The organism is Actinosynnema sp. NPDC050436, from assembly GCF_040655415.1.
GTDB lineage: Bacteria > Actinomycetota > Actinomycetes > Mycobacteriales > Pseudonocardiaceae > Actinosynnema.
The window spans coordinates 80,172-99,613 of record NZ_JBFAJV010000011.1; the positions used below are offsets into that span (position 1 = coordinate 80,172).

At 71.2% G+C, this 19,442-nt stretch carries 17 protein-coding genes and 1 tRNA gene; 10 read left to right on the forward strand and 8 right to left on the reverse strand.

The annotated features are described in order from the left end of the window. Positions 1 to 162 precede the first annotated feature (162 nt). On the forward strand, positions 163 to 1,110 hold the full coding sequence (locus AB0I60_RS25260; protein ID WP_360733526.1) for a LysR family transcriptional regulator: 948 nt from the start codon (positions 163 to 165) through the stop codon (positions 1,108 to 1,110). A gap of 40 nt (positions 1,111 to 1,150) precedes the next feature. On the opposite strand, the gene AB0I60_RS25265 is transcribed toward AB0I60_RS25260, so the two are convergent. Further along, positions 1,151 to 2,134 carry a LysR family transcriptional regulator gene (locus AB0I60_RS25265; RefSeq protein ID WP_360733528.1) on the reverse strand — a complete coding sequence of 328 codons (984 nt, stop codon included), beginning with the start codon at positions 2,132 to 2,134 and terminating at the stop codon, positions 1,151 to 1,153. Between the two features lie 123 nt (positions 2,135 to 2,257). Here AB0I60_RS25265 and AB0I60_RS25270 point away from each other — a divergent pair, with 123 nt between their 5' ends. Next, positions 2,258 to 3,214 carry a serine protease gene (locus AB0I60_RS25270; protein ID WP_360733530.1) on the forward strand — a complete coding sequence of 319 codons (957 nt, stop codon included), beginning with the start codon at positions 2,258 to 2,260 and terminating at the stop codon, positions 3,212 to 3,214. Positions 3,215 to 3,747: 533 nt separating this feature from the next. Next, positions 3,748 to 4,926, forward strand: a complete 1,179-nt coding sequence (locus tag AB0I60_RS25275; RefSeq protein WP_360733532.1) for a Fic family protein — start codon at positions 3,748 to 3,750, stop codon at positions 4,924 to 4,926. 117 nt (positions 4,927 to 5,043) lie between these two features. Here AB0I60_RS25275 and AB0I60_RS25280 read toward each other — a convergent pair whose 3' ends face one another. Together AB0I60_RS25280 and AB0I60_RS25285 are read right to left on the reverse strand one after the other, a co-directional pair. Beyond that, on the reverse strand, positions 5,044 to 5,952 hold the full coding sequence (locus AB0I60_RS25280; protein ID WP_360733534.1) for a tetratricopeptide repeat protein: 909 nt from the start codon (positions 5,950 to 5,952) through the stop codon (positions 5,044 to 5,046). A gap of 94 nt (positions 5,953 to 6,046) precedes the next feature. Continuing rightward, positions 6,047 to 6,286: a transcriptional regulator gene (locus AB0I60_RS25285; protein ID WP_360733535.1), complete on the reverse strand. Its 240-nt coding sequence runs from the start codon at positions 6,284 to 6,286 to the stop codon at positions 6,047 to 6,049. Positions 6,287 to 6,444: 158 nt separating this feature from the next. Here AB0I60_RS25285 and AB0I60_RS25290 point away from each other — a divergent pair, with 158 nt between their 5' ends. From AB0I60_RS25290 to AB0I60_RS25305, 4 genes are all read left to right on the forward strand, one after another. After that, on the forward strand, positions 6,445 to 6,765 hold the full coding sequence (locus AB0I60_RS25290) for a helix-turn-helix transcriptional regulator (RefSeq protein WP_360733537.1): 321 nt from the start codon (positions 6,445 to 6,447) through the stop codon (positions 6,763 to 6,765). A gap of 327 nt (positions 6,766 to 7,092) precedes the next feature. Beyond that, positions 7,093 to 8,094, forward strand: coding sequence for an AraC family transcriptional regulator (locus AB0I60_RS25295; RefSeq protein WP_360733539.1), 1,002 nt, complete (start codon positions 7,093 to 7,095; stop codon positions 8,092 to 8,094). A 48-nt stretch (positions 8,095 to 8,142) separates the two neighbouring features. Continuing rightward, positions 8,143 to 9,015 (forward strand): carbohydrate-binding protein, encoded by an 873-nt coding sequence (locus tag AB0I60_RS25300; RefSeq protein WP_360733847.1) that lies wholly within the window; start codon positions 8,143 to 8,145, stop codon positions 9,013 to 9,015. A gap of 385 nt (positions 9,016 to 9,400) precedes the next feature. Next, on the forward strand, positions 9,401 to 10,339 hold the full coding sequence (locus AB0I60_RS25305; protein ID WP_360733541.1) for a hypothetical protein: 939 nt from the start codon (positions 9,401 to 9,403) through the stop codon (positions 10,337 to 10,339). 13 nt (positions 10,340 to 10,352) lie between these two features. Here the strand turns inward: AB0I60_RS25305 and AB0I60_RS25310 are convergent, their stop codons facing one another. Both AB0I60_RS25310 and AB0I60_RS25315 read right to left on the reverse strand, forming a co-directional pair. Further along, complete coding sequence (locus AB0I60_RS25310; RefSeq protein ID WP_360733543.1) at positions 10,353 to 11,360, reverse strand: hypothetical protein; 1,008 nt, start codon at positions 11,358 to 11,360, stop codon at positions 10,353 to 10,355. Between the two features lie 41 nt (positions 11,361 to 11,401). Further along, positions 11,402 to 12,205: an N-acetylmuramic acid 6-phosphate etherase gene (locus tag AB0I60_RS25315; protein WP_360733545.1), complete on the reverse strand. Its 804-nt coding sequence runs from the start codon at positions 12,203 to 12,205 to the stop codon at positions 11,402 to 11,404. A gap of 277 nt (positions 12,206 to 12,482) precedes the next feature. On the opposite strand from AB0I60_RS25315, the gene AB0I60_RS25320 reads away from it, so the two are divergent. Further along, complete coding sequence (locus AB0I60_RS25320; RefSeq protein WP_360733546.1) at positions 12,483 to 15,488, forward strand: tetratricopeptide repeat protein; 3,006 nt, start codon at positions 12,483 to 12,485, stop codon at positions 15,486 to 15,488. 99 nt (positions 15,489 to 15,587) lie between these two features. Here the strand turns inward: AB0I60_RS25320 and AB0I60_RS25325 are convergent, their stop codons facing one another. Further along, positions 15,588 to 16,037, reverse strand: coding sequence for a hypothetical protein (locus AB0I60_RS25325; protein WP_360733548.1), 450 nt, complete (start codon positions 16,035 to 16,037; stop codon positions 15,588 to 15,590). Positions 16,038 to 16,692: 655 nt separating this feature from the next. Beyond that, positions 16,693 to 16,765: transfer RNA gene (locus tag AB0I60_RS25330), tRNA-Arg, on the reverse strand. 211 nt (positions 16,766 to 16,976) lie between these two features. Here AB0I60_RS25330 and AB0I60_RS25335 point away from each other — a divergent pair. Continuing rightward, positions 16,977 to 17,813, forward strand: a complete 837-nt coding sequence (locus AB0I60_RS25335) for a hypothetical protein (RefSeq protein WP_360733550.1) — start codon at positions 16,977 to 16,979, stop codon at positions 17,811 to 17,813. A 422-nt stretch (positions 17,814 to 18,235) separates the two neighbouring features. Here AB0I60_RS25335 and AB0I60_RS25340 read toward each other — a convergent pair whose 3' ends face one another. Further along, the gene (locus tag AB0I60_RS25340; protein WP_360733888.1) at positions 18,236 to 18,766 is read right to left on the reverse strand and encodes a hypothetical protein; all 531 of its coding nucleotides are present in this window, start codon (positions 18,764 to 18,766) and stop codon (positions 18,236 to 18,238) included. Here AB0I60_RS25340 and AB0I60_RS25345 point away from each other — a divergent pair. Continuing rightward, the gene (locus tag AB0I60_RS25345; RefSeq protein ID WP_360733850.1) at positions 18,674 to 19,267 is read left to right on the forward strand and encodes a response regulator transcription factor; all 594 of its coding nucleotides are present in this window, start codon (positions 18,674 to 18,676) and stop codon (positions 19,265 to 19,267) included. The genes AB0I60_RS25340 and AB0I60_RS25345 overlap by 93 nt on opposite strands. Positions 19,268 to 19,442 lie beyond the last annotated feature (175 nt).

The following is a 19,442-nucleotide window of genomic DNA, read 5'->3' on the forward strand; positions in this document are numbered from 1 at the left end:
GCGGGCTCGCGTGCGCCGCAGGTTACCGTCTTGCCCAGAGGTAACGTGTGACCTCGGTCACGCAGGGCTGTAACAGTATAGAAAGATCGCCCGACGGCCGATGGTGAAATGGCGTTCGTCGTATCGGTTGACCTTTCCGCCGTATCGGTCATACTCGGCCGGATGGAGCTGGAAGTGCGGCACCTGCGCTACGTCGACGCCATCGGCACGGCGGGCAGCCTCACCCGGGCCGCCGCCGCGCTCGGCCTGTCCCAGCCCGCGCTCACCGCCCAGCTGCACCGCATCGAGCACGCCGTGGGTGGCGCGCTGTTCGACCGGGGCCGGCACGGCGCGCGGCCCACCGCCCTCGGCGACGTGGTGCTGGCCCACGCCCGCGAGGTGCTGGCCGCGCTGGACGACCTGCACCGCGCGGTCGGCCGGCTGCACGACGGGCCGCTGCTCAGGGTCGGTGTGCTGCCCACCGCCCTGGCCCGCCTGCTCGGCGACGTGGCCACCGCCGCCGTGCCCGACCGGGTGGTCGACCTGTCGGTGGTGGAGAGCCGCGCCGACGCCCTGGACGCCCTGCGCGACGGCGGGCTGGACCTCGCGCTGCACGTCGACTTCCCGGGCCGGGAATGCCTCGCGCCGGCCGGCGTGGGTATGACGCCGCTGGGCGAGGAACCGGTGTTCGTGCACGTGCCGACCACGCACCCGGCGGCCGGCGGGCCGGAGCCGGGACTCGCCGACCTGGCGGGTTCGACCTGGCTCACCGCGCAGCACGGGGACGCCGAGTTCGACCGCCACCTGGCCGACCGCTGTGGTCCCATCGCCGTGCAGGGCGCGGAAGAACTCGTCGTGGCCCAGCTCCTCCGGCGCGGCGCGGACGTCGTGGTGCCGTTGCAGGCCCTCGACACCGGCATCGCCCTGCCCGGCCGCACCCGCGCGGTCGCGGGCTCGCCGCTGCGGCTGAGGCACCTCCTGCTGTGGTCGGCGGACCTCGACCCGGACGTGGTGGAGCGCGTCCGCGCCGGCCTGGTCGACGCCTACCGCCGGGCCGCCGCCACGCGGTCCCGCATCCCCGGCTGGTTCGACCGCAACCCCGGCTGGCTCGGCTCCTCGGAACCCGCCTAGCTGCGCGGGGGCCGTGCGTCGGCGGTGCCTCACGTGGTGCCTAGCCGCGCGCGAGCGGGTCGTGCCGGGGCACCGGGCGCGACGGCGTCGTGGTCCACTCCGGGTGCCGGTGCAGCCAGGCGCGGTAGACCGGCGGCCGTTGCACGACCTGGTGCTGCGCCTCGACCAGCCCCGCCCACAGCCGCTCCGCGTCCGCCGGGCCCAGCACCCCGCCCGCCCGCCGGAACAGCGTCGTCGCCATCCGCACCGGGGCACCCGCCAGCGGCACGACCGCCATCCCCGACCGCGCCCGGCTGCCCGGCATCACCGGCAGCACCGCGCGCCCCATCTCGGCCGCCTGCAACGCCTCCGTGGCGTCCATGATCCGGATGTCGGGGTCGAACCCGGCCCGCCGGCACGCCTGCGCCAGGTGGTCGCCGAAGTGGTCCCGCGCGGTCGACGCCGCGCCCCACGTCTCGCCCGCGAGGTCCGCGAGGTCGATCTCGGTGCACCGGGCCAGCCGGTGCCGGTCGCCCAGCCCGACGAACATCGGCTCCACGGCCACCGCGACCCGCCGCACGCCGTCCGGCAGCGGGTACTCCCGCTCGGGGAACTCGGCGAGCAGCGCACCTTCGAGCCTGCTGTCCGCCAGCAGCTCCAGGTGCGCCACGCCGTCCAGCTCGGTGCGCACCTCGGCCTCCGCCCCGAGCACCTCGGGCACCAGCGCGGACAGGCTCGCCAGCAGCATCGACGGCGTGCAGCCGAACCGGACCGCGCCCGGCGACGTGCGCCCGGCCGCCGCCCCGAACCGGTCCAGCGCCTCCAGCACGGCCCGCGCGTGCGCGGTCACCACCTCGCCCAGCGGCGTCGGGGTCGCGCCGTGCGCACCGCGCCGGAACAGCGGCCCGCCGAGGATCCGCTCCGCCCGCTGCAACGCCTCGGTGACCGAGGGCTGGGTCATCCGCAGCCCGGCCGCCGCCGCCGTGAGCGTGCCGGCGTCGGCCACCGCGCGGACGACCCGGAGGTGCCGGAACTCCAGCTCCATAGGCGGACCTTATGCAACGTTGGGATTGTCCGGCCAGTTCACGCCCCGCTCATCATGTGTTCACGGCCGGTTCCCGCACCTCGGCCGCTGGAGCACCACCACCCTGCACCAGAAGGAAATCCCATGTCATTGCGTACCTTGCTGCGCGCTGCCCTCGTGCCGGTGGCCGCGATCGCGGCCCTCGCGACCACGCCGGCGGCGAGCGCCGACCCGGTCACCCCGTACATCGTGGGCGGCGGCAACGCGACCGAGACCTACTCGTTCATGGGCTCGATCCAGCTCAACGGCCGGCACGGCTGCGGCGCGTCGCTGATCAGCGCCCAGTGGATGGTGACGGCCGGGCACTGCACCTACAACCAGCAGACCCCGATCCAGCCCTCGCAGGTGCGGGTGCGGATCGGCTCCACCCAGTGGAGTTCCGGCGGCACCCTCGCCGGCGTGTCGCAGATCGTGCGGCACCCCAACTACCGCCCCGGTGGCGGCCAGCAGTACGACATCGCCCTGCTGCGCCTGTCCTCCTCGGTCTCCCAGGCCCCGATCGGCCTCGGCGACACCTCGCCCGCCGCCAACACCGGTGTGCGGCTCATCGGCTGGGGCCAGACCTGCAACACCCCGCAGTGCGGCCAGCCGCCGGTGAACCTCAAGCAGCTCGACACCCGGATCAACCCGGACGGCATGTGCACCAACGAGTTCAACGCCGGCCACGAGCTGTGCGTGTACAGCACGACGACGCAGACCGCCTGCTACGGCGACTCGGGCGGCCCGATGGTGCAGAAGGTCGGCGCGGAGTGGCGGCTGCTCGGCGCGACCAGCCGGGCGGGCGTGAACAACCAGACCTGCGGCGCCGGTCAGGCCACGATCTACACCGACGTGGTGGCGTTCAAGCAGTGGATCCAGTCGACGACCGGCGGCGGTGGCGGCAACCCGCCCGGCTGCTCGGTGGCCGAGTGGAGCCCGTCCGAGTACTACCCGCCGGGTTCCAGCGTGGCCTACCAGAGCTCGGTGTGGCGCAACCCGTACTGGAGCTACGGCGAGGCCCCCGGCCAGGGCTACGCGTGGCAGCGCGTCGGCCAGTGCTGACCCGGACCCCCTGAGAGGGGGAGGACCGGGTGGGTCCCGGCCCGCAGGGAGCGACGGGGCCCACCCGGTTCGCCGCACGGACGAAGGCCCCGCCGGGCAGGCGGGGCCTTCGGGCGTTCGGGGGCAGTGCGTGGACCGTTCGGATTCCGCACCGCCGGGAACGCATCGCCGGACGGGAACTGCGCAGGGTCGACGCGGTGGCACCCGGCGGGGTGCCGCCAATTGGTCGCCGACCGTCCGGAAACCGGCGGTGCCGCCCGGCGGCCGGTCCGCAGACGTCCTTCGATGCGCTATTACTTGGAATATGGTGTCGCGTTCACCGAAGGCGATCGGAGCAGGTCCGGGCGGTCGTCCGCAGAACTGCGGAATGTTCCCCGGGGTACGGCCGGTTGACGGGCGGTGCTATAACCGGGCGGTCGGGGAATCGCCCGGACCGACCCTGCCGGTGAATGGCCGAATTCCACCCATTGATCGCCGCAGTGCACAGTTGAAGCGTATTGCGCATTTACTTCACTTGGTGGATGCTGCTCCCCATGAACGTCCCACCCCTGCCGCCAGGGCAGTGGGCGCCGGTCCCCGTGATCCCGGGCATCCCCGAGCACCTCCGGAGCGAAGGCGCGTACCTGCCGCCCCCGTTGCCGTCCCACCTGCCGCTGCCCGTGGCGACCTACCGCCTGGTGGCCGAGGCCGAGCACGCCCTCGGCCGGCTGGACGAGGCCGCCGACCGGCTGCGCGTGCGCGCCGGCCTGGTGCGGGCCACCCAGGTGCGCGACGCGCAGGCGTCCGCCGGGCTGACCGGCACGATGATCGGCCTGCGCGAGGCGCTCGCGGCGGACCTGCTGGCCTCCCGGGGCACCCCGCCGACCGACCGGTCCGCGCCGGCGCAGCTCCTGGCACCGCACCTGGCCGCCTACGACCACGGCATCGACCGCGTCCGGCACGGTGCCGAGGTGGACGCCGTGCTGATCGGCCGGATGGCCGCGATCATGACCGGCCGCCCCGACGCGGGCCTGCGCGAGGTGCTGCGCGGCGAACCGGGCGTGCTGGGCATCGACCGCGCCCGCGCCTACCTGCTCACCGCGACCGGCGCGCACCTCGTGGCGCAGTTGGAGCAGTGGTCGACGTGGGTGCGCGAGGAGCGGGAGCAGCCCAGGGTCGCCAAGATCGCGCTCGCGCACTACCAACTCGAAGTGCTGCAACCCTTCCCGGCCGCCAACGGGCACGTGGCGCGCGTGTTCTCCATGCTGGAGATGGTGCGCGCGGGCCTGCTGCGCGACCAGGTGCTGCCGCTGTCGGTGTGGCTGGACGACACGCTGCCCGAGTACCAGGAGGAGATCCGCGCGGTGGTGGACACCGGGATGGTGCACCCCTGGGTGGAGTTCTTCGCGTGCGCCGTCCGCGACCAGGCGCTGGCGCAGCTCCGGCTGATCGGCCACCTGGAGGACCTCGCCGGCCGCTACGCCCGGCTGCTGCCGCGCGCCGGCGCGCTGCCCGAGGTGGCGGCGGACCTGGTCGGCTTCCCCGTGGTCGACCACCGGGCGCTGAGCGAGCGGCACCGGGTGACCACGAAGGCCGCCACCGACCTGACCCGCCGGCTCGTGGAGCGCGGCATCCTCGTCCCCTGGGACTCGCGCGACTACCGGCGGGTGTTCGTGTGCCGGGACGTGCTGCGCCTGCTCGTCGACAACCCCGACACCACCGCCCTGCCCTGACCCGCACCCCTCCCCGGAGAACCCATGCGCACGCCTCCCCGTCGCGGCCGGCACCGCCGCGAACCCCGTCCCCGCGTCACCTCGTGGTCGGGGGTGGCCACCGGCCTGCTGATCCAGCTACTCGTGGCCCTGCTCCGGGGTTGACCCGGCCGGCAGGTCGAGCAGCTCCCGCGCGGCGCGCGCGTCCTCGTCCGCGAGGCCGGGCAGCACCCGGCGCAGCCGCCGCCGGGCCGCGCCCTCGTCGCCGGACAGCCACAGCGCGCGGCCGAGCAGCACCTGCGCGCGACCCCGGTCCGGCGACGGGGGACCGTCCTCGAACGCCTTGTCCGCGCGGGTCAGGTAGTTGAGCGCGGTGTCCAGCCGGCCCACCTCGACCATCAGCGAGCCGAGGTGGGTCAGCGCGCGGGCGACGGCGTGCGGGTCGCCGGCCCGGATGCGCAGTTCGAGCACCTCGTCCGCGCAGCCGATGACCCGGTGCAGGCGGCCTTGGGCGCGATAGGTGGCCGCGAGGGCGTCCAGGGCGTCCGCAAGAGGCTCCGGGTCGTCCAGGAGCCGCCAGACGGCCAGTTCGCGCATCCCCAGGGCGGCGGCCGGGCGCAGCGAGCCCCGGGCCCGCAGCGCCTCGGCACCGGCCCGGAACGCCGCCGCCAGCGGCCGGGAGGTGGGCAGCGCGGCGGCCAGCGGCGCCGCGCAGTCGTACAGCTCCAGCGGCCAGCGGCGGTCCGCGTCCGCCGGCAGCGCGCGCCACACGTGGGCCAGCAGCTCGACCGCCACGTCGTCGGCGAGCCGGATCGCGGCGACCACGTCGTCCCGGTGCTCGGCGAACCACCGCCGCACGTCGTCGGCGTCCTCCAGCGGCAGTGGTCCGTCCGGCGGCCCGGGGTCGGGGACGTCGTGGCCCAGGGCGCGGCGCGCGCGCAGCACGTCCCCCAGCAACCGCCTGCCCTGCTCGCTCACCTGCCGCCGTCCTTCCCGGTCCGCTGCGCGGGCGTCGACCGGCTGCCGTGCGCCGGCCAGTGGTGACATCGGGTCACGCCGCCCATCCGTCTCTGATGATCATTAGTGTCAACCAATCGGGTGAGTCGTGGACACCGCCAAAATGCCGGTTCGCGGGTGACGTTCAGTCATCCCGGTCGCCCCGCGACACCACCTCGAAGAGGTCGTCGAACTGCATCGGCGCGAGCGCGGAGAGCGCGCCGCCGATGAACGCGGGGCCCGGCCGCAGCTCCCCGGTGAGCACCCGCGCGACCGTCGACCGGTTCACCTCCATGGCCTTGGCCAGCGCGTAGTCCGAGTGGTAGCCCGCGAGCAGCGCGGCCTTGGCGAAGGCCCGCGCGCGGAGCCTGATGGTCTTCGGCATCGCCGCCTCCGCTGTCAAGTGTGCGCACCGGACGGGTGTCATGTGCGCACAACCCTAGTCCGGTTGCGCCGACGCAGCGCCGGGCCGGGACGTCCGCCGAGGTCGTAGGGGTTCGGGGTGCGTTGCGGACGTTGCGTGCACGCGACTAACATGACCGCATGGCGGAACCCGAGAACACCCCCTCCTGGTGGGAGTACCTGGAGGAGAACCTGGCCCGGCGGGGCCTCACGACCGGCGACCTGGCGCGCGGCGCGGGCGTCGACCGCAGCCGGCTGACCGACTGGAAGCGCGGCGGCAAGGCGTCGCTGGACTCGGCGCGCTCGGTCGCCGGCCTGTTCGGCGCGAGCCCGCTGGAGGTCATGGTCGCGGCCGGCCTGCTCACCCCCGACGAGGCCGAGCTGCGCGAAGCCCGCCCCGACCCGGGCCGGTTGAGCGACGAGGAGCTGATAGCCGAACTGCGGCGCCGGATGGCCACGTGAGCGCTCGCCGGGCGCGCGCCGCCGGGCGAGGGCGGGCGGCACGGCGGTCGGGCGCGGCTGGGCAATCGGGCGCGGCGGTTCGCGACGGCGGATCGAGGCGGCGGACGCGGTTCGACCGTTCCGTGCGGTGGTTCCGGGCGGCTCCGGCGTTCGTCGTGCGTCCTCCGGAGCGCGGTACGAGACGGGTCCCGTCCGGAAGCCGGACGCCCCACCAGGCACGGAGCCAACCCGCGACCTCCGTCGTGTTCCCCGTTGGCCTCCGCCGTGCCATCGTGTTTTCACCAACGATTGGTCTGGACCTCCGGTCCGGTGGCGAAAGGACGAAAAATGCGTGGCACCACCGTGTTACCGGGGACGCCGTGCCAGGCGCCGAGGGTGGGCGAGCTGCCGATGCACCGGTTGGAGGTGCCGGTGCCCAACGCGCTGCCGTTCGCCATCGGCACCTTCGAGTCGATCGGGCCGATGTCGAGCGCGAACTTCCCGCACCGGCACACGTTCCACGAGATCGTGCTCGTCACCGGCGGCGTCGGCGCGCACGTCGTGGACCTGGCCCGCTGGGAGCTGCGACCGCCCCACCTGTGCGCCATCGCGCCCGGCCAGGTGCACCACTGGGCCGACACCCGGGCCCTGGAGGGGTACGTCATCCTGTTCACCGACGACTTCCTCATCGACCACCCCGGTGACCGGGAATTGCTGCGGAGGCTGAGCGAACGGCCCTGGCTGACCCTGGACGACGACACGCACGCGAACCTGGCCAGGCTGGTCCGGGAGCTGGACGAGGAGTACCGGGAGCGGGCCGAGGGCGTCGAGTCCGTGCTGCGCTCCCTGCTGCACGTGCTGATCGTGCGCGCGGCCCGGCTGCCGGAGACGCCCAGCGCCCCGCCGCCCGCCCGGACCGGCGCGGTGGCCGAGGAGTTCGCCCGCCTGGCGGGGCGGCCCGACGTCGACCTGTGGTCCGTGCGGGCCTACGCCGAGCGGATCGGCGTCACCCCGGGCTACCTCACCGAGGCGGTGAAGGCCGCCACCGGGCGGACGCCCTCGGAACTGGTGCGCGAGGCGCGGGCCAGCGAGGCGAAGCGGCTGCTAGCCCGAACGGACCTGACCGTGCGGCAGATCGCGGGCCGGGTGGGCTTCGCGGACCCGGCGTACTTCTGCCGGTTCTTCCGGCGGGAGACCGGGGTGAGCCCCGGCGACTTCCGCCGCACGGGCGACGTCCGCAGGCCCGCTTCGGGTGACGCCGTTCACAGTTATGACCGACCACGAGATACACCACGACCCGCCGCCCCAGTCCATCGTCCGCGCCACAGCGTCTCCATAGGTTCGTTATGAATTCCCGAGACCGCCCATCCCCCACGAGGAGCAGGCATGGACACGCCCATGGACGGCGACCAGAGCACGCCCGAGGAATCGCCTGATTCCCGGAACTTCAGCCGCAGGCCCGTGCTGCGCGCCGCCCTCGCGGCCGGCGTCGCGGTGCCCGCCGCGCTGATGGGTGTGCCCGCTCTGGCCCGCACGATCCCGAGCACGGGCGGACAGCTGGAGCCCACCCCCCAGTGCGACGACGGCGACGACCCGACGCCGGCGCAGACCGAGGGGCCGTACTTCAAGCCGAACTCGCCGCTGCGCTCGTCGCTGGTCGACGCCGGCACGGTCGGCACCCGCCTCACCGTCACCGGCTTCGTGTTCGGGCTGCGCTGCCAGCCGATCGCGAACGTGCTGATGGACTTCTGGCAGGCGGACAACAACGGTGTGTACGACAACACCGGCTTCAAGTTCCGGGGCCACCAGTTCACCGACGCCTCGGGCAAGTTCACCCTGACCACGATCGTGCCCGGCCTCTACCCCGGCCGCACCCGGCACATCCACGTCAAGGTGCAGGCCCCCGGCGGCCGGGTGCTGACCACCCAGCTGTACTTCCCGGGCGAGCCGCGCAACAACACCGACACGATCTACGACCCGCGCCTCCTCATGACGATGCGCAACGTCGGCCAGGGCCGCGAGGGCCAGTACGACTTCGTGCTCAACATCCAGCAGACGCCGACCACCACCCGGCCGACGTCCACCACCCAGCCGACCGGCCCGACGACGACCACCTCGAACGCCCCCGGCGGCACGTGGGCGGCGGGCACGGCGTACAGCCCCGGCACCAAGGTGACCTACGGCGGCACCAGCTACGTGTGCCTCCAGGCCCACACCGCCCAGGCCGGCTGGGAGCCGCCGAACGTGCCCGCCCTGTGGCGCGTGGGCTGACCTGACTGCGCGCGCGGCCCGGTCACCGATCGCGCCTGACCCTGCCATCGGCAGCAGTCCCGGCGCCCGCGCCACGGCAAGACGGCGACGGCCGTCCCACCGAGTCTCGGAAGGCCCCCGGAGACGTCCGGGGGCCTTCTGCTTTCCCGCCCACCCTCCACGAGCCGCACGGTACCCAACCGTCCACATTGGACCTCCTGGTCGGATTCAGACGACCCCCGCTCCGCACCCTCCCTCCGCCTCCCCGGCCCGCCTTCTCCGCATCCGCAGATGCTCCCCTCGCGCCCCGTGCCTGCCGTTACCGGTTCGTATCCGTCGGAGTAACGCGCATCCCCCGGTCGGCCGATGCTCAGACCACGAAGTCCTGAGCACCCTGGAGCACGCCGTGATCGAGAACTCCCCCGATGGCCTGGTGATGCTGTCCGCCGAAACGGCGGTCACGGTGACCCGCGAGGAGGACCACCAGTCCGCCCTGTCCCGGTACCCGGTCGCACCGGGGATGCGCAGGCACGTGGCGGTCGAATTAACGTGGTGCACGATCGAAACCGGGAAGTACCGGGGCGAACGCGCCATCGAGGTGCGCCTGGACGGCCACCGGGTGGGGGAGTTGACCCACCTGATGTCCCAGCGCTACGCCCCGCTGCTGGTCCAGCTCTCCGCCCGGGGCAGCAGAGCGGGCTGCGAGGCGGTGCTCCAGGCAGGCGTCCGAGGCACCGAAGTCCTCCTCCGCCTACCCCAGGACGGCACCCAAACCCTCCCGCTCGCCCCGTCGCCTTCCGTGGCCGCCGCAGCGCAGGCAACGGCCTACGCAGCACCGATCCGCACGTCACCGTTCAAGAAGAACCGCCCGGCCTGGATAGCCGGCGCCGCCGTGGCGGCCGTGGTCTTCATCGCCGCGATAGCGAACGCAGGCACCCCCAAGACCCCCGCAGCAAAAGACCTGACCACAACCGCCCCAACCACGACCACAACCACAACCACCACGACAACAACAACGACCACCACAACGACGACAACCACCCCCACCACCACAACAACAGTCGTCGTCACCACCACGCCGGCAGCAGTCCCACCCCCACTGCCCAAGCCCACCCAACCCGCACCGCCCCCGGTGAAGACGACCACCGAACAGCCACCCCCACCGCCCCCGGCCCCGGAACCCGCCTGCCACCCGAACTACGGCGGCTGCGTGCCGATCGCGTCGGACGTCGACTGCGCCGGCGGGAGCGGCAACGGCCCGGCCTACGTGCGCGGCCCGATCGAAGTCCGGGGCGCGGACGTCTACGGCCTGGACAACGACAAAGACGGCATCGCCTGCGAATGACCCGGTGGGCCGCCTAACCGTCCAAGCTGTCCAACAGAGCGCGGAAGGCACGTACGGTCGACCGGATCTCCATGAGGTACTTCGACGGTGAGAAGTGCTGCTGCAACTCCGGTGCCACCAGCTCCGGGTCGTTCCCGATCGTCTCGACCTCGACGCGGTACGGGGACCCGAGCATCCGCAGCGCGGCGGCGTGCTGCTGGTTGACGTAGATCGGCGTGGTGATCGCCAGAACCCGCTGTCCCGGCTCGACGTGGGCGAACCGGGTGGCGAACCAGTCGTAGGAGTCCGCGGTGTTGGCCCGCCGGTTCTCCGGGTCGCTGGAGGGGGCGGCGGCCACCGTCACCGGCAGCCCGTCGGCGGTGTGGTAGTTCCGGACGTCCCACGCACCGCCGACCAGGTCGGACTCCTCTCCCTGCACCTCGTCCGGTTCACGCAGCCCGAACGCCGCCGTCGTGCCCCGGTCGAGTGCGCCGAACTCGTCCACGAGGTCGGGGTGTCCGGCGGCGGCGGCGAGTTCGGGCTCGTCGCCCGCGAAAGGCCGGTGTCCGCCCAGGGCGACGATGCTCTTCGCGGTGACGGTGCCGGTCGACACCAGGTGGGCGGCGTAGGCGGGGCGGTTCAAGCAGGCCCTGACCAGGCCGCCCAGCATGAAGACGAAGTCGTACTCGGCGTGCCGTGGCTTGTGCACCTCGCGCATCCCGAAAGCGTCCGCAGCGGCGAGCACCAGGTCGACCTGGGAGTCCGTCAACGGCAGTTCATCCGCCTGGTTGCGCTCCCGCGCCACCCCGGTCGTCGGGTCGACCCGGGTGTCCCACCGGTCGGAGAAGCGGTCGAGGGCGGCGAACCGGTCGGCCAAGGACACGTCCCCGGCCGCCAGGTCCTCAGCCGCGAGGTCGCCCGGTCCGCCGCCGAACTCCGTCACGAGCGCCGCCAGCGGCGCGGAGGCGATCCACGCCGCCAGGTCGGAGGTGGTGTCGGGGGAAGTGCCGACCTGGTCCACGGGTGCGAAGTTGTGCTCCATCGGTTCCTGTCCTAGAAGTTGTCTGGTCGGCGCGGTCGGGATCAAGGCGCACCGAGGTGGTCGAGCGCTGCCCGCACGTACCAGTCACCGGCGTCGAGCGCCGCCCGCGCCCGAGCCTCGGACGTACCCGTGAGGTCGACGACGATGTCGACGGCTCGCTGCCGGAGCTTGGCGTTGACGGCGCGCAGGTTGACCATGTGGTTCTGCCGGACAGCGCCCAGCAGGACGTGGGCGGCCGTGGTGATGCGGTTCAGCGCGATCTTCTGCGCGGTCCCCGCTTTCAGCCTGGTCGAGCCGGTCAGCAGCTCCGGTCCCGTGTCGAGCAGCACCGGCAGGTCGACTGCGGTCAACAGCGGGCTTCCCGGGTTGTTGGCGATCCCGCAGGTCCGCGCCCGCGCCGCTCGCACAGCCGCCATCACGAACGGAGTGGACCCGCTGGCCGACACACCGATGACCAGGTCTTCGCCGCCCAGGTCGGCCAAGGCGGCCGGACCGCTCTCCTCGTCATCTTCGCGCCGGGTGACCACGGCCGGGTCCCGCAGCAGCGAACTGGCCACGTGCGCGCGGAACCGGCCGGGTTCGGCTCCGAACGTGGGCCCCAACTCGGCCACTTCCTGGAGCACCAGGTGCCCGCTCGTGCCCCCGCCGACGAACGCGACCTTGCCACCCCGCCGGCACACCTCCGCCATGGCTTCGGCCACCGCCGCCAACTGCCCACCGGCGCGGGCGACTGCGGCGGACACCACCGCTTCCTCCCGCTCGAACAGCCCCACGACCCCTGCGGCGTCCAGTTCTCCCAAGGTCGTCGAACCGGGATGGCGCTGTTCTGTCCTCGGCTTGGTCACGCGACTGCTATATCACGCGCGCTCTCGCACGTTCGGGTCAGCTGCTCCGCCGCGCGATCGGGGTCGCCTAGTGCGTGCGTGATCAATTGACAGGACCCGCGTGCCATTCCACTGCGGAGCACGCACCTGAGCGGTGTTCGCTTTTTGGTCTGCGGGAGTGGACGCATTGTGCGGTGACAGGGTTGCCGATCCGTCGTTAGCGTGGGACGGCCGACGGTCTGTGCCCTGAGCACAGCAGCGTCCAACTGTGCGCGCTGTGCACGTACGGGAAGGTGGAATGGCGTACCTCGACTTGAGCCGATGGGGAGTGCGGGTCCTCAAGCAGGGGAGAGTGTGCGGTGCGGGGGTCTTCATCAAAGGTGGGCGGGTGCTCACCTGCGCACATGTGGTGAACCGCGTCTTGGGGCGTCCGGACGGCTCGACCAGCCTCCCGACCGACGAGATCGAGGTCGACTTCCCGTTCGCTGCGGGTTTCCGCACGACCGCGCTGATACTGGCGGCGCACTGGTACCCGGTCGACGAGCACGGCGGTGGTGACGTCGCTGTCCTGCTGCTGAACGAGCCGCCGCCTCCGATCGTGGAACCGGCACCGCTGGCCGGGCACGGAAGTCGCGGCACAGCCGTGCACGTGTACGGATACCCCCACGGCTACGACGACGGAGTGGAGGCCGAAGCAGTCGTCAGCGGTGCGGGCGGCCCAGGTGGTGAGTGGGTGCAGTTGGACGCTGTCCGGTCGACGGGTTTCCGGGTCCGGGGCGGTTTCAGCGGCGCCGGGGTCGTGGACACGGCGAGCGGCCACGTCGTGGGCCTGCTCGTGGCCGAAGCCCGCGACGTTTCGGCGCAGATCTCGTGGATGCTGCCGATCGTCGGGGTGGCGCAGAAGTGGCCGCGCCTCATGCTCGACGTGCGCCTGCCCGGACCGAGGGCAGGGGTGGACGCCGTCAACACGCTCCTCCCCGCCGTCAAGGACTTCACCGATCGGGTGCACGAGAGGACACGGCTCCAGGCGGGAGCGGGACGGTCGGTGCGCGGGGCCGCCGTCTTCAGCGTTTGGGGGATGCCTGGCGTCGGGAAGACGGCCTTGGCCCTCCACATCGCCCACGAGCTGGCCACGCACTACCCGAGTGCGCAGCTCTACATCGACCTGCAAGCGCACAGCGACGACCAGCCCGTGCAGCCGAGCACCGCCCTCACCCGACTCCTGCGGCTGCTCGGCGTGGTCCTCACCCCGCCAATCGTCGACGTTGCGGAACTGGCGGAGCTCTGGCGTGCCGAACTCGCGCGCCGGGAAGTCGTGGTGGTGCTGGACAACGCCGGATCGGTCGAGCAGATCCGCCCGCTGTTGCCGGGTTCCTCGCGGTCGTACTTCCTCATCACCAGCCGCAACCGCCTGATCGGCCTGGAGGACGTCGAGGAGGTTCCGCTGCGGGAACTGCCCCATCAAGACGCGTTCGTGCTGTTCGCCAGAATAGTCGGCGAGGAGCGCGTGCGGGACGAGGCGGGCTCCATCGACCGGCTGGTCCGCGTCTGCGAGCGACTTCCGCTCGCGGTGCGCGTCCTGGCGAGTCACCTGAAGACCCACGCGAGTTGGAGCGCAGGAGAGTTCGTGGACGACGCCATCGACGAGCAAAACCGTCTGGGGAGCATCGATCGCAGCCGTCCGGTTTCGGTCCGTGCGGCCTTCGAGCTGTCCTACCGGAAGCTCGGCACGAACGAGCGCGACGGGTTCCGGTGGCTCGGGCTGCTGTCCTCGGCGGAGTTCGGGCCGCACGTCCTGTCCGCGGTCTCCGGCCTCGACCTGCACTCGGCACGGGTGCTGCTGGAGAAGCTGGTCAACGCCAGCCTCGTGCAGGAGGTGCGGTGGGACCGGTTCCGCATCCACGACCTGATGCGGGAGTACGCCCGTGACCGGGTCGTGGAGGAGGTGTCCGAGGCCGAACGCCGGAACGCCGCGACGCGCGCCCTGGACTACTACCTCCACTGCGCGCTGGTCGCGCACGCGGTCCTCGTGCCGTTCCGGGTCGTGGTAGACGCGGTCGAGTTCGAACCCGCCCACCCGCCACCCCTGGCGACCGCAGAGGCCGCACGGTCGTGGTTCGAACTGGAACAGGTCAACCTGGCGAACTGCCTTGGAGTGGCGAAGGAGTACGGCCTCGACACCTACCTGTGGCGCATCCCGCGAGCCATCCGCTACGCGGTCGACCTGCTCGGAGGCGGCGGCGACCTGATCGCCCTGTTCGGCCACGGGTTGGCAGCGGCCGAAGCGGTCCAGGACACGAAAGGCATAGCGGACATGTGCGCGACCCGGGGCGATCTGCACCATGGTCGCAGCCGCATCGTGGAGGCTCGTGAAGCGTATGAGAGGGCCCGTGGGAACTACGAGTCGCTGGGCGACTCGATAGCCGCTGCGGACATGTCCAACCGGATAGGGAGATCGTTCCGCCTCGCAGGAGAGCCCGGACGGGCACGCGCCGCGCATCAGGAGGCACTGGCCGCGTTCACCGCCGCCGGCGACCTGTACGGGCAGGCGGAATCGCACCACTACCTGGGCATCCTGGACCGGAATGCGGGTTCCTACGAGGAAGCCGTGGCGAGGCAGGAGCAAGCCGGCGACCTCTACCGCCGCACCCCGTACGACTTGGGCGTGGCGAGGGCGGCAGAGGCAATCGGCATCGTCCACCGTTTGCGCGGTGATTTCCGGGCTGCCATCGAATGCTTCGGCAGCGCTCTGCGGATCTACGAGACCAGCGGTGACCTGCGGGGCCTCGCCCACACCCTGAACAACACCGCGTCCTCCTCGTTGCTCCTCGGAGAACCGGGTACCGCGCTGGAGTACGTCGATCGGGCCCTGCAACTCTTCCGGAAGACCGGGAACCGAGCGGGGGAGGCCGACGCCCTTGTGGTGCGCGGGAGGGTGCAGCGCTCTTTCGAGCGGTTCGCCGAGTCTCGTGGCGACTTCCTCGACTCGCTGCGCATCGCCGAGGAGATCGGTATGCGCGGCGGCCAGGCGAACTCCCGACTCGAACTGTCCAAGACACTCCGCCTGGAGCGTTCCTTCGAAGCGGCACTGGACCACGTCGAAACCTCACTGGCGCTGTACCGGGAGATGGGGAGCGGCCGAGGCGTGGCCATAGCCCTCCTGGAAGCGGCCCGCTGCCTGGCCGAGTCCGGCGATCCGGCTGCGCTGCCGCGCTGTGAGGAGGCCATCGCGGCGTGCGAGCGCCACAACCTGCCTGAGCTGGCCGAAGCACGAGCACTCCTGGAGAGGATCCACGGTGCATGACACCGCCGGGCGGCGCGCGGCCTCAGGCAGCGCGCCTTGATCCCGTGGAGCTGAATTCGGCAGAAGCTGCCGCTTCTCGTGGTGACTGTTTCGCGGGTTCTACAGCCCGAGCGTTTCAGCTTCAGATGGAGGTGTAACGCCGACTGGCGTGTAGATGAAGACGAGTGAGGTAGAACTGCGCACCAAGATCGTCAAGTCGTAGAACGATCCTACGGTGATGGTGGTGCGTGTCTTCGTCAGCGTCGAAAGTTGCGGTAGTACGTCCTTGTGGAATGCTTCAACTGCCTCGCTGGAAAGCGTGTTCAGTGATGCGCCGATGCCGCTCAACAAGCGGGCAGGCGTCTGAATTGTTCCACCGCTGCCGTTCACGTGGGCGGTAACGGCGCGAGTCTTGCTGAATGCGCTGCTTTCGGGAAGCAGGTAGATCCTGGTGTCGGGTGAAACCTTGCCGCCAAAAACGCCCTGCTTCATAATTGCTGCCGGAAGGGGTGAGGAGCCCGCCGCCAGAATCGGTAGTTGCAGGTTGATCTGCGCGATCACGTCGTTCACGGATGAGTCGAACGCCTTGGCGCGCGAACTTGTGGTCGTGGTTGTCGTCGCTCCTGATAACTCGCTGGTGGTGGGCGGGTCGGATGTCGGCGATGATGTCGTAGGTCCACTCCCGCAGCCGGTGATCGCTGTCAGGATCAAGAGAGAGCAGAGTAGGAGTCGCGGTAGCATCTGGTCCGCCTGTGCATGGTGTGGGCCGGTCGGATCCATATCGGTAGTGGCTCAGCGGGCGTTACCGCGAGGCTATCTGCATCTCCGGTTCGGGAGTAGTCGGGGGGTGAAGATGGCGGCATGGGCTTTCAAGCTGCCGGACCACCTCCCCGGGGCGCCGATTCCATGTTTACGTGATTCCGGTCATTCGGAAAACTTCACGAAAACAAGGATTCAGGCGATGATGTAATCGAGCCATTGCCCGGTCTGGTGTAGGCAGCCTTGGTGACCGGTCGCTGGAAATTGGTTCGGGCAGTGGTCGAAGACTGGCGGACGAACCGCTGGGTGTGCCGCCTGATCCTGCCGGAGCCCAAGATCAGTCCGTGGTGAGTCCGTGGGCCATGGCAAGCAGGGGCAGGCGCCGTCTGACGGCGACGGCCGGAAAAGTTCAGGCCCCGAGCGCGTTTCCGCTGCTCAGGGCCTGATTCACCCGGCGAAAGGTGAGTGCCCCCGGCAGGATTCGAACCTGCGACACACGGTTTAGGAAACCGATGCTCTATCCCCTGAGCTACGAGGGCGCAACGGGCAGAGTACCGGGTGCCCCGGTGGCGGGGCGGGGGTGGGTGGGTCACCTGTACGGCGCTCGGCGTTGCGGTGCGTGCGGATCCCCGGGGTTTTCGGGGGGTCGGTCTGGGCTGTTGGGGGGAAGTGGCATGGGTCACCTTCACACCCGTTGGGGGTTCGGGTAGTGAGGGAAGGGTCTCTTCGGACCTCAACGGAAGATCTTCCATGAGCGGTAGACCTTGGCCGGACTTCCGGCCCGGACCCCTGGGTGCGGTGGGGGCCTGGTGGCGTCGGCGGTGGGTGCGGCGGGCGGAGGAGTTCACCTTCGACCCCCCTTCCTCGTCGCACCAGCAGGCGTTCGAGACGCCTCTGCCCAGCGTCGTGTACGGGCTGGACTTCAAGGCGCGCTTCACCGTGCACTGGCGGCTGGACCTGACCACCGGCGCACGGCACAACGTGCCGCGCAGTGCCGCCATCAACGACATCGTGCGGCGGGCCAGGGCGGTCACCGAGCGGGCCATGCTGGTGCACCACGCGCCGTTGCAGCACCAGCTCGGCGACGAACTCGCCGCTGAGCGCCAAGTCGAGGGCACGCACGTCTGGGCGCGCGCCGAGTCGGTCGAGATCTCCGTCGAGGAGACCGACCTCGACATGGCGCGCAAGCACATCGAGCTGCTCCAGACGACTACGGTCCGCCAAGCGGAGCGGGACGCGGAGCGCGCGGAGATCCGGTACCTGCGCGACGAGGTGCTGACCGACCTCTCCACCGCGACCATCTGGTGGCTGCACCGCAACGGGTACCAGGTCGAGCAGGCCATCGGGCTCTCGCAGCAGCTCGCCGAGCTCGTCCGGATCGCCTCGCTGCGCCGCGACCAGCACTGGGCCGAGACGCTGGTGACCAGTTTCGAGAGCGCCCTGCCGCGCCTGTCCGACGGCCACCGGACCGACCTGCGGCTGCACCTGGCCAAGGCCCTCGGCATCTACGGCGGCGCGTCGGTGGCGACGGAGTTCGCCGAGCAAGTCGGTCTGCCGCACCAGAACGGGGCCAAACCGCTGAACTGAGCCCGCCCGGACGGGCGCGGTCACACCGTCGTGGAAAGGCGGAAGACCCCGGTCCCTGGGGGTGGACCGGGGTCTTCCTGCGGACCGGCCTACGTGACGTAGACCTCAAGCTCGTACAGCGAGTATCCGTAACCCGCAGCGGGTTGGATACCGGTCATTCGTACGAATCGCGCGGCGCTCGGGGCGGACACCGCCGAGCGTCGTCCGCCTCCACCCGCACACGTGGTGAGGATTTCGCGCGGATGCCTGTCACCGTGTGAACACCGGTCCGTCGTGAGACGGGTGGTGAACCGCGTGCTGCGCAAGGAGAAATCCGGCGAAAGACGTTCGTGTTCGGCTCGGTGGGGCTCGCGGGCGGGCGTTGCCTGTTGACCGTGTGTCCCGGATCGGTGACGCACCGCCGCCGAACCAGGCCGGTTGGATCACCCGTCCTGTCCATCCGCGACTGTGCCGATCGGTCCGCACGCCTGCCGCCCGGTGCGCCCGTTCACGTTCACCGGTGAACTCCCGCGCCGAACGTGAACGCGAACGACCGCGACGGGTGCGGCATCCCGTCGACGGCGCGGCTGGGCCGTGTCGACCAGTGCGCCGCGCACCGTCCGGACCAGAAGCCCTGCGGCCCGTTGCCGCACGCGCGCCAGGAAGTTGCGCGGGTCCACCGCCCACTGCCGGTATTTCCTGGCAACTGTGAACAGGCTGTTGTCGAGCTGTTCCGTGGTGAGATAACGGTGAATTAACGTCAGCTTGCGTGTTCGTGCGCGATGCTGAGCGAGTACGAACACGAAACGCCAACGCGGGGAGGCGTCGTGATCAAGGTGATGCTGGCCGACGACGAAGACCTCGTCCGGTCCGGCCTTCGCATGATCCTCAGCAGCGCCGGCGACATAGAGGTTGTGGCCGAATGCGACGACGGGCACCTGGTGGCCGACTTGGCCCGCCAGCACCGCCCGCACGTCGTGCTGCTCGACATCCGGATGCGGTCCTCGGACGGGCTGATGGCGCTGCGCAGGCTGCGCGCCATACCGGACCCGCCGAAGATCGCCATGCTCACCACGTTCGACGTGGACGAGTACGTGTCCGAGGCGCTGCGGCTGGGCGCGTCGGGCTTCCTGCTGAAGGACACCGAGCCGGAGCAGCTGGTGCGCGCGGTGCGCGACCTGGCCGTCGGCGGGGCCGTGCTGGACCCCGGCGTGGCGGCGCGGGTGCTGGCGGCGGTGGCGGACGGTGAGCGGGCCGCCGAGCCGGCCCGGCGGCTGCTGGCGTCGCTGTCCGAGCGCGAGCGCGAGGTGCTGGTCCTCATCGGGCAGGGCATGTCCAACGCCGAGATCGGCGGCACGCTGCACCTGTCCGAGGCCACCGTCAAGGGTTACGTGTCCTCGGTGCTGGGCAAGATCGGCGCGGTCAACCGCGTCCAGGCGGCGCTGGTGGCGTTCCGGGGCGGCCTGATCGCCTGAGCCGGGGCGGCCGGAGCGCTCGCCGGAATTGTCGGTCCCCCGTGGGAAGATCGGCCTTCGGGGGCGCTCCGACCGCAATGTCGGTACCCGATGGGATAATCACCCCCGCCCGAACCTGAATCACTTTCAGGAAATGGTGGAACGGCGGCTGAATCGACGGGCCGTGATCGGGGAA

Bases quoted from the DNA above. Each gene is read 5' to 3' on its own strand.
- AB0I60_RS25260 (WP_360733526.1), top strand. From the start codon at position 163: ATGGAGCTGGAAGTGCGGCACCTGCGCTACGTCGACGCCATCGGCACG.
- AB0I60_RS25265 (WP_360733528.1), bottom strand. From the start codon at position 2,134: ATGGAGCTGGAGTTCCGGCACCTCCGGGTCGTCCGCGCGGTGGCCGAC.
- AB0I60_RS25270 (WP_360733530.1), top strand. From the start codon at position 2,258: ATGTCATTGCGTACCTTGCTGCGCGCTGCCCTCGTGCCGGTGGCCGCG.
- AB0I60_RS25275 (WP_360733532.1), top strand. From the start codon at position 3,748: ATGAACGTCCCACCCCTGCCGCCAGGGCAGTGGGCGCCGGTCCCCGTG.
- AB0I60_RS25280 (WP_360733534.1), bottom strand. From the start codon at position 5,952: ATGTCACCACTGGCCGGCGCACGGCAGCCGGTCGACGCCCGCGCAGCG.
- AB0I60_RS25285 (WP_360733535.1), bottom strand. From the start codon at position 6,286: ATGCCGAAGACCATCAGGCTCCGCGCGCGGGCCTTCGCCAAGGCCGCG.
- AB0I60_RS25290 (WP_360733537.1), top strand. From the start codon at position 6,445: ATGGCGGAACCCGAGAACACCCCCTCCTGGTGGGAGTACCTGGAGGAG.
- AB0I60_RS25295 (WP_360733539.1), top strand. From the start codon at position 7,093: ATGCGTGGCACCACCGTGTTACCGGGGACGCCGTGCCAGGCGCCGAGG.
- AB0I60_RS25300 (WP_360733847.1), top strand. From the start codon at position 8,143: ATGGACGGCGACCAGAGCACGCCCGAGGAATCGCCTGATTCCCGGAAC.
- AB0I60_RS25310 (WP_360733543.1), bottom strand. From the start codon at position 11,360: ATGGAGCACAACTTCGCACCCGTGGACCAGGTCGGCACTTCCCCCGAC.
- AB0I60_RS25320 (WP_360733546.1), top strand. From the start codon at position 12,483: ATGGCGTACCTCGACTTGAGCCGATGGGGAGTGCGGGTCCTCAAGCAG.
- AB0I60_RS25335 (WP_360733550.1), top strand. From the start codon at position 16,977: ATGAGCGGTAGACCTTGGCCGGACTTCCGGCCCGGACCCCTGGGTGCG.
- AB0I60_RS25345 (WP_360733850.1), top strand. From the start codon at position 18,674: ATGATCCTCAGCAGCGCCGGCGACATAGAGGTTGTGGCCGAATGCGAC.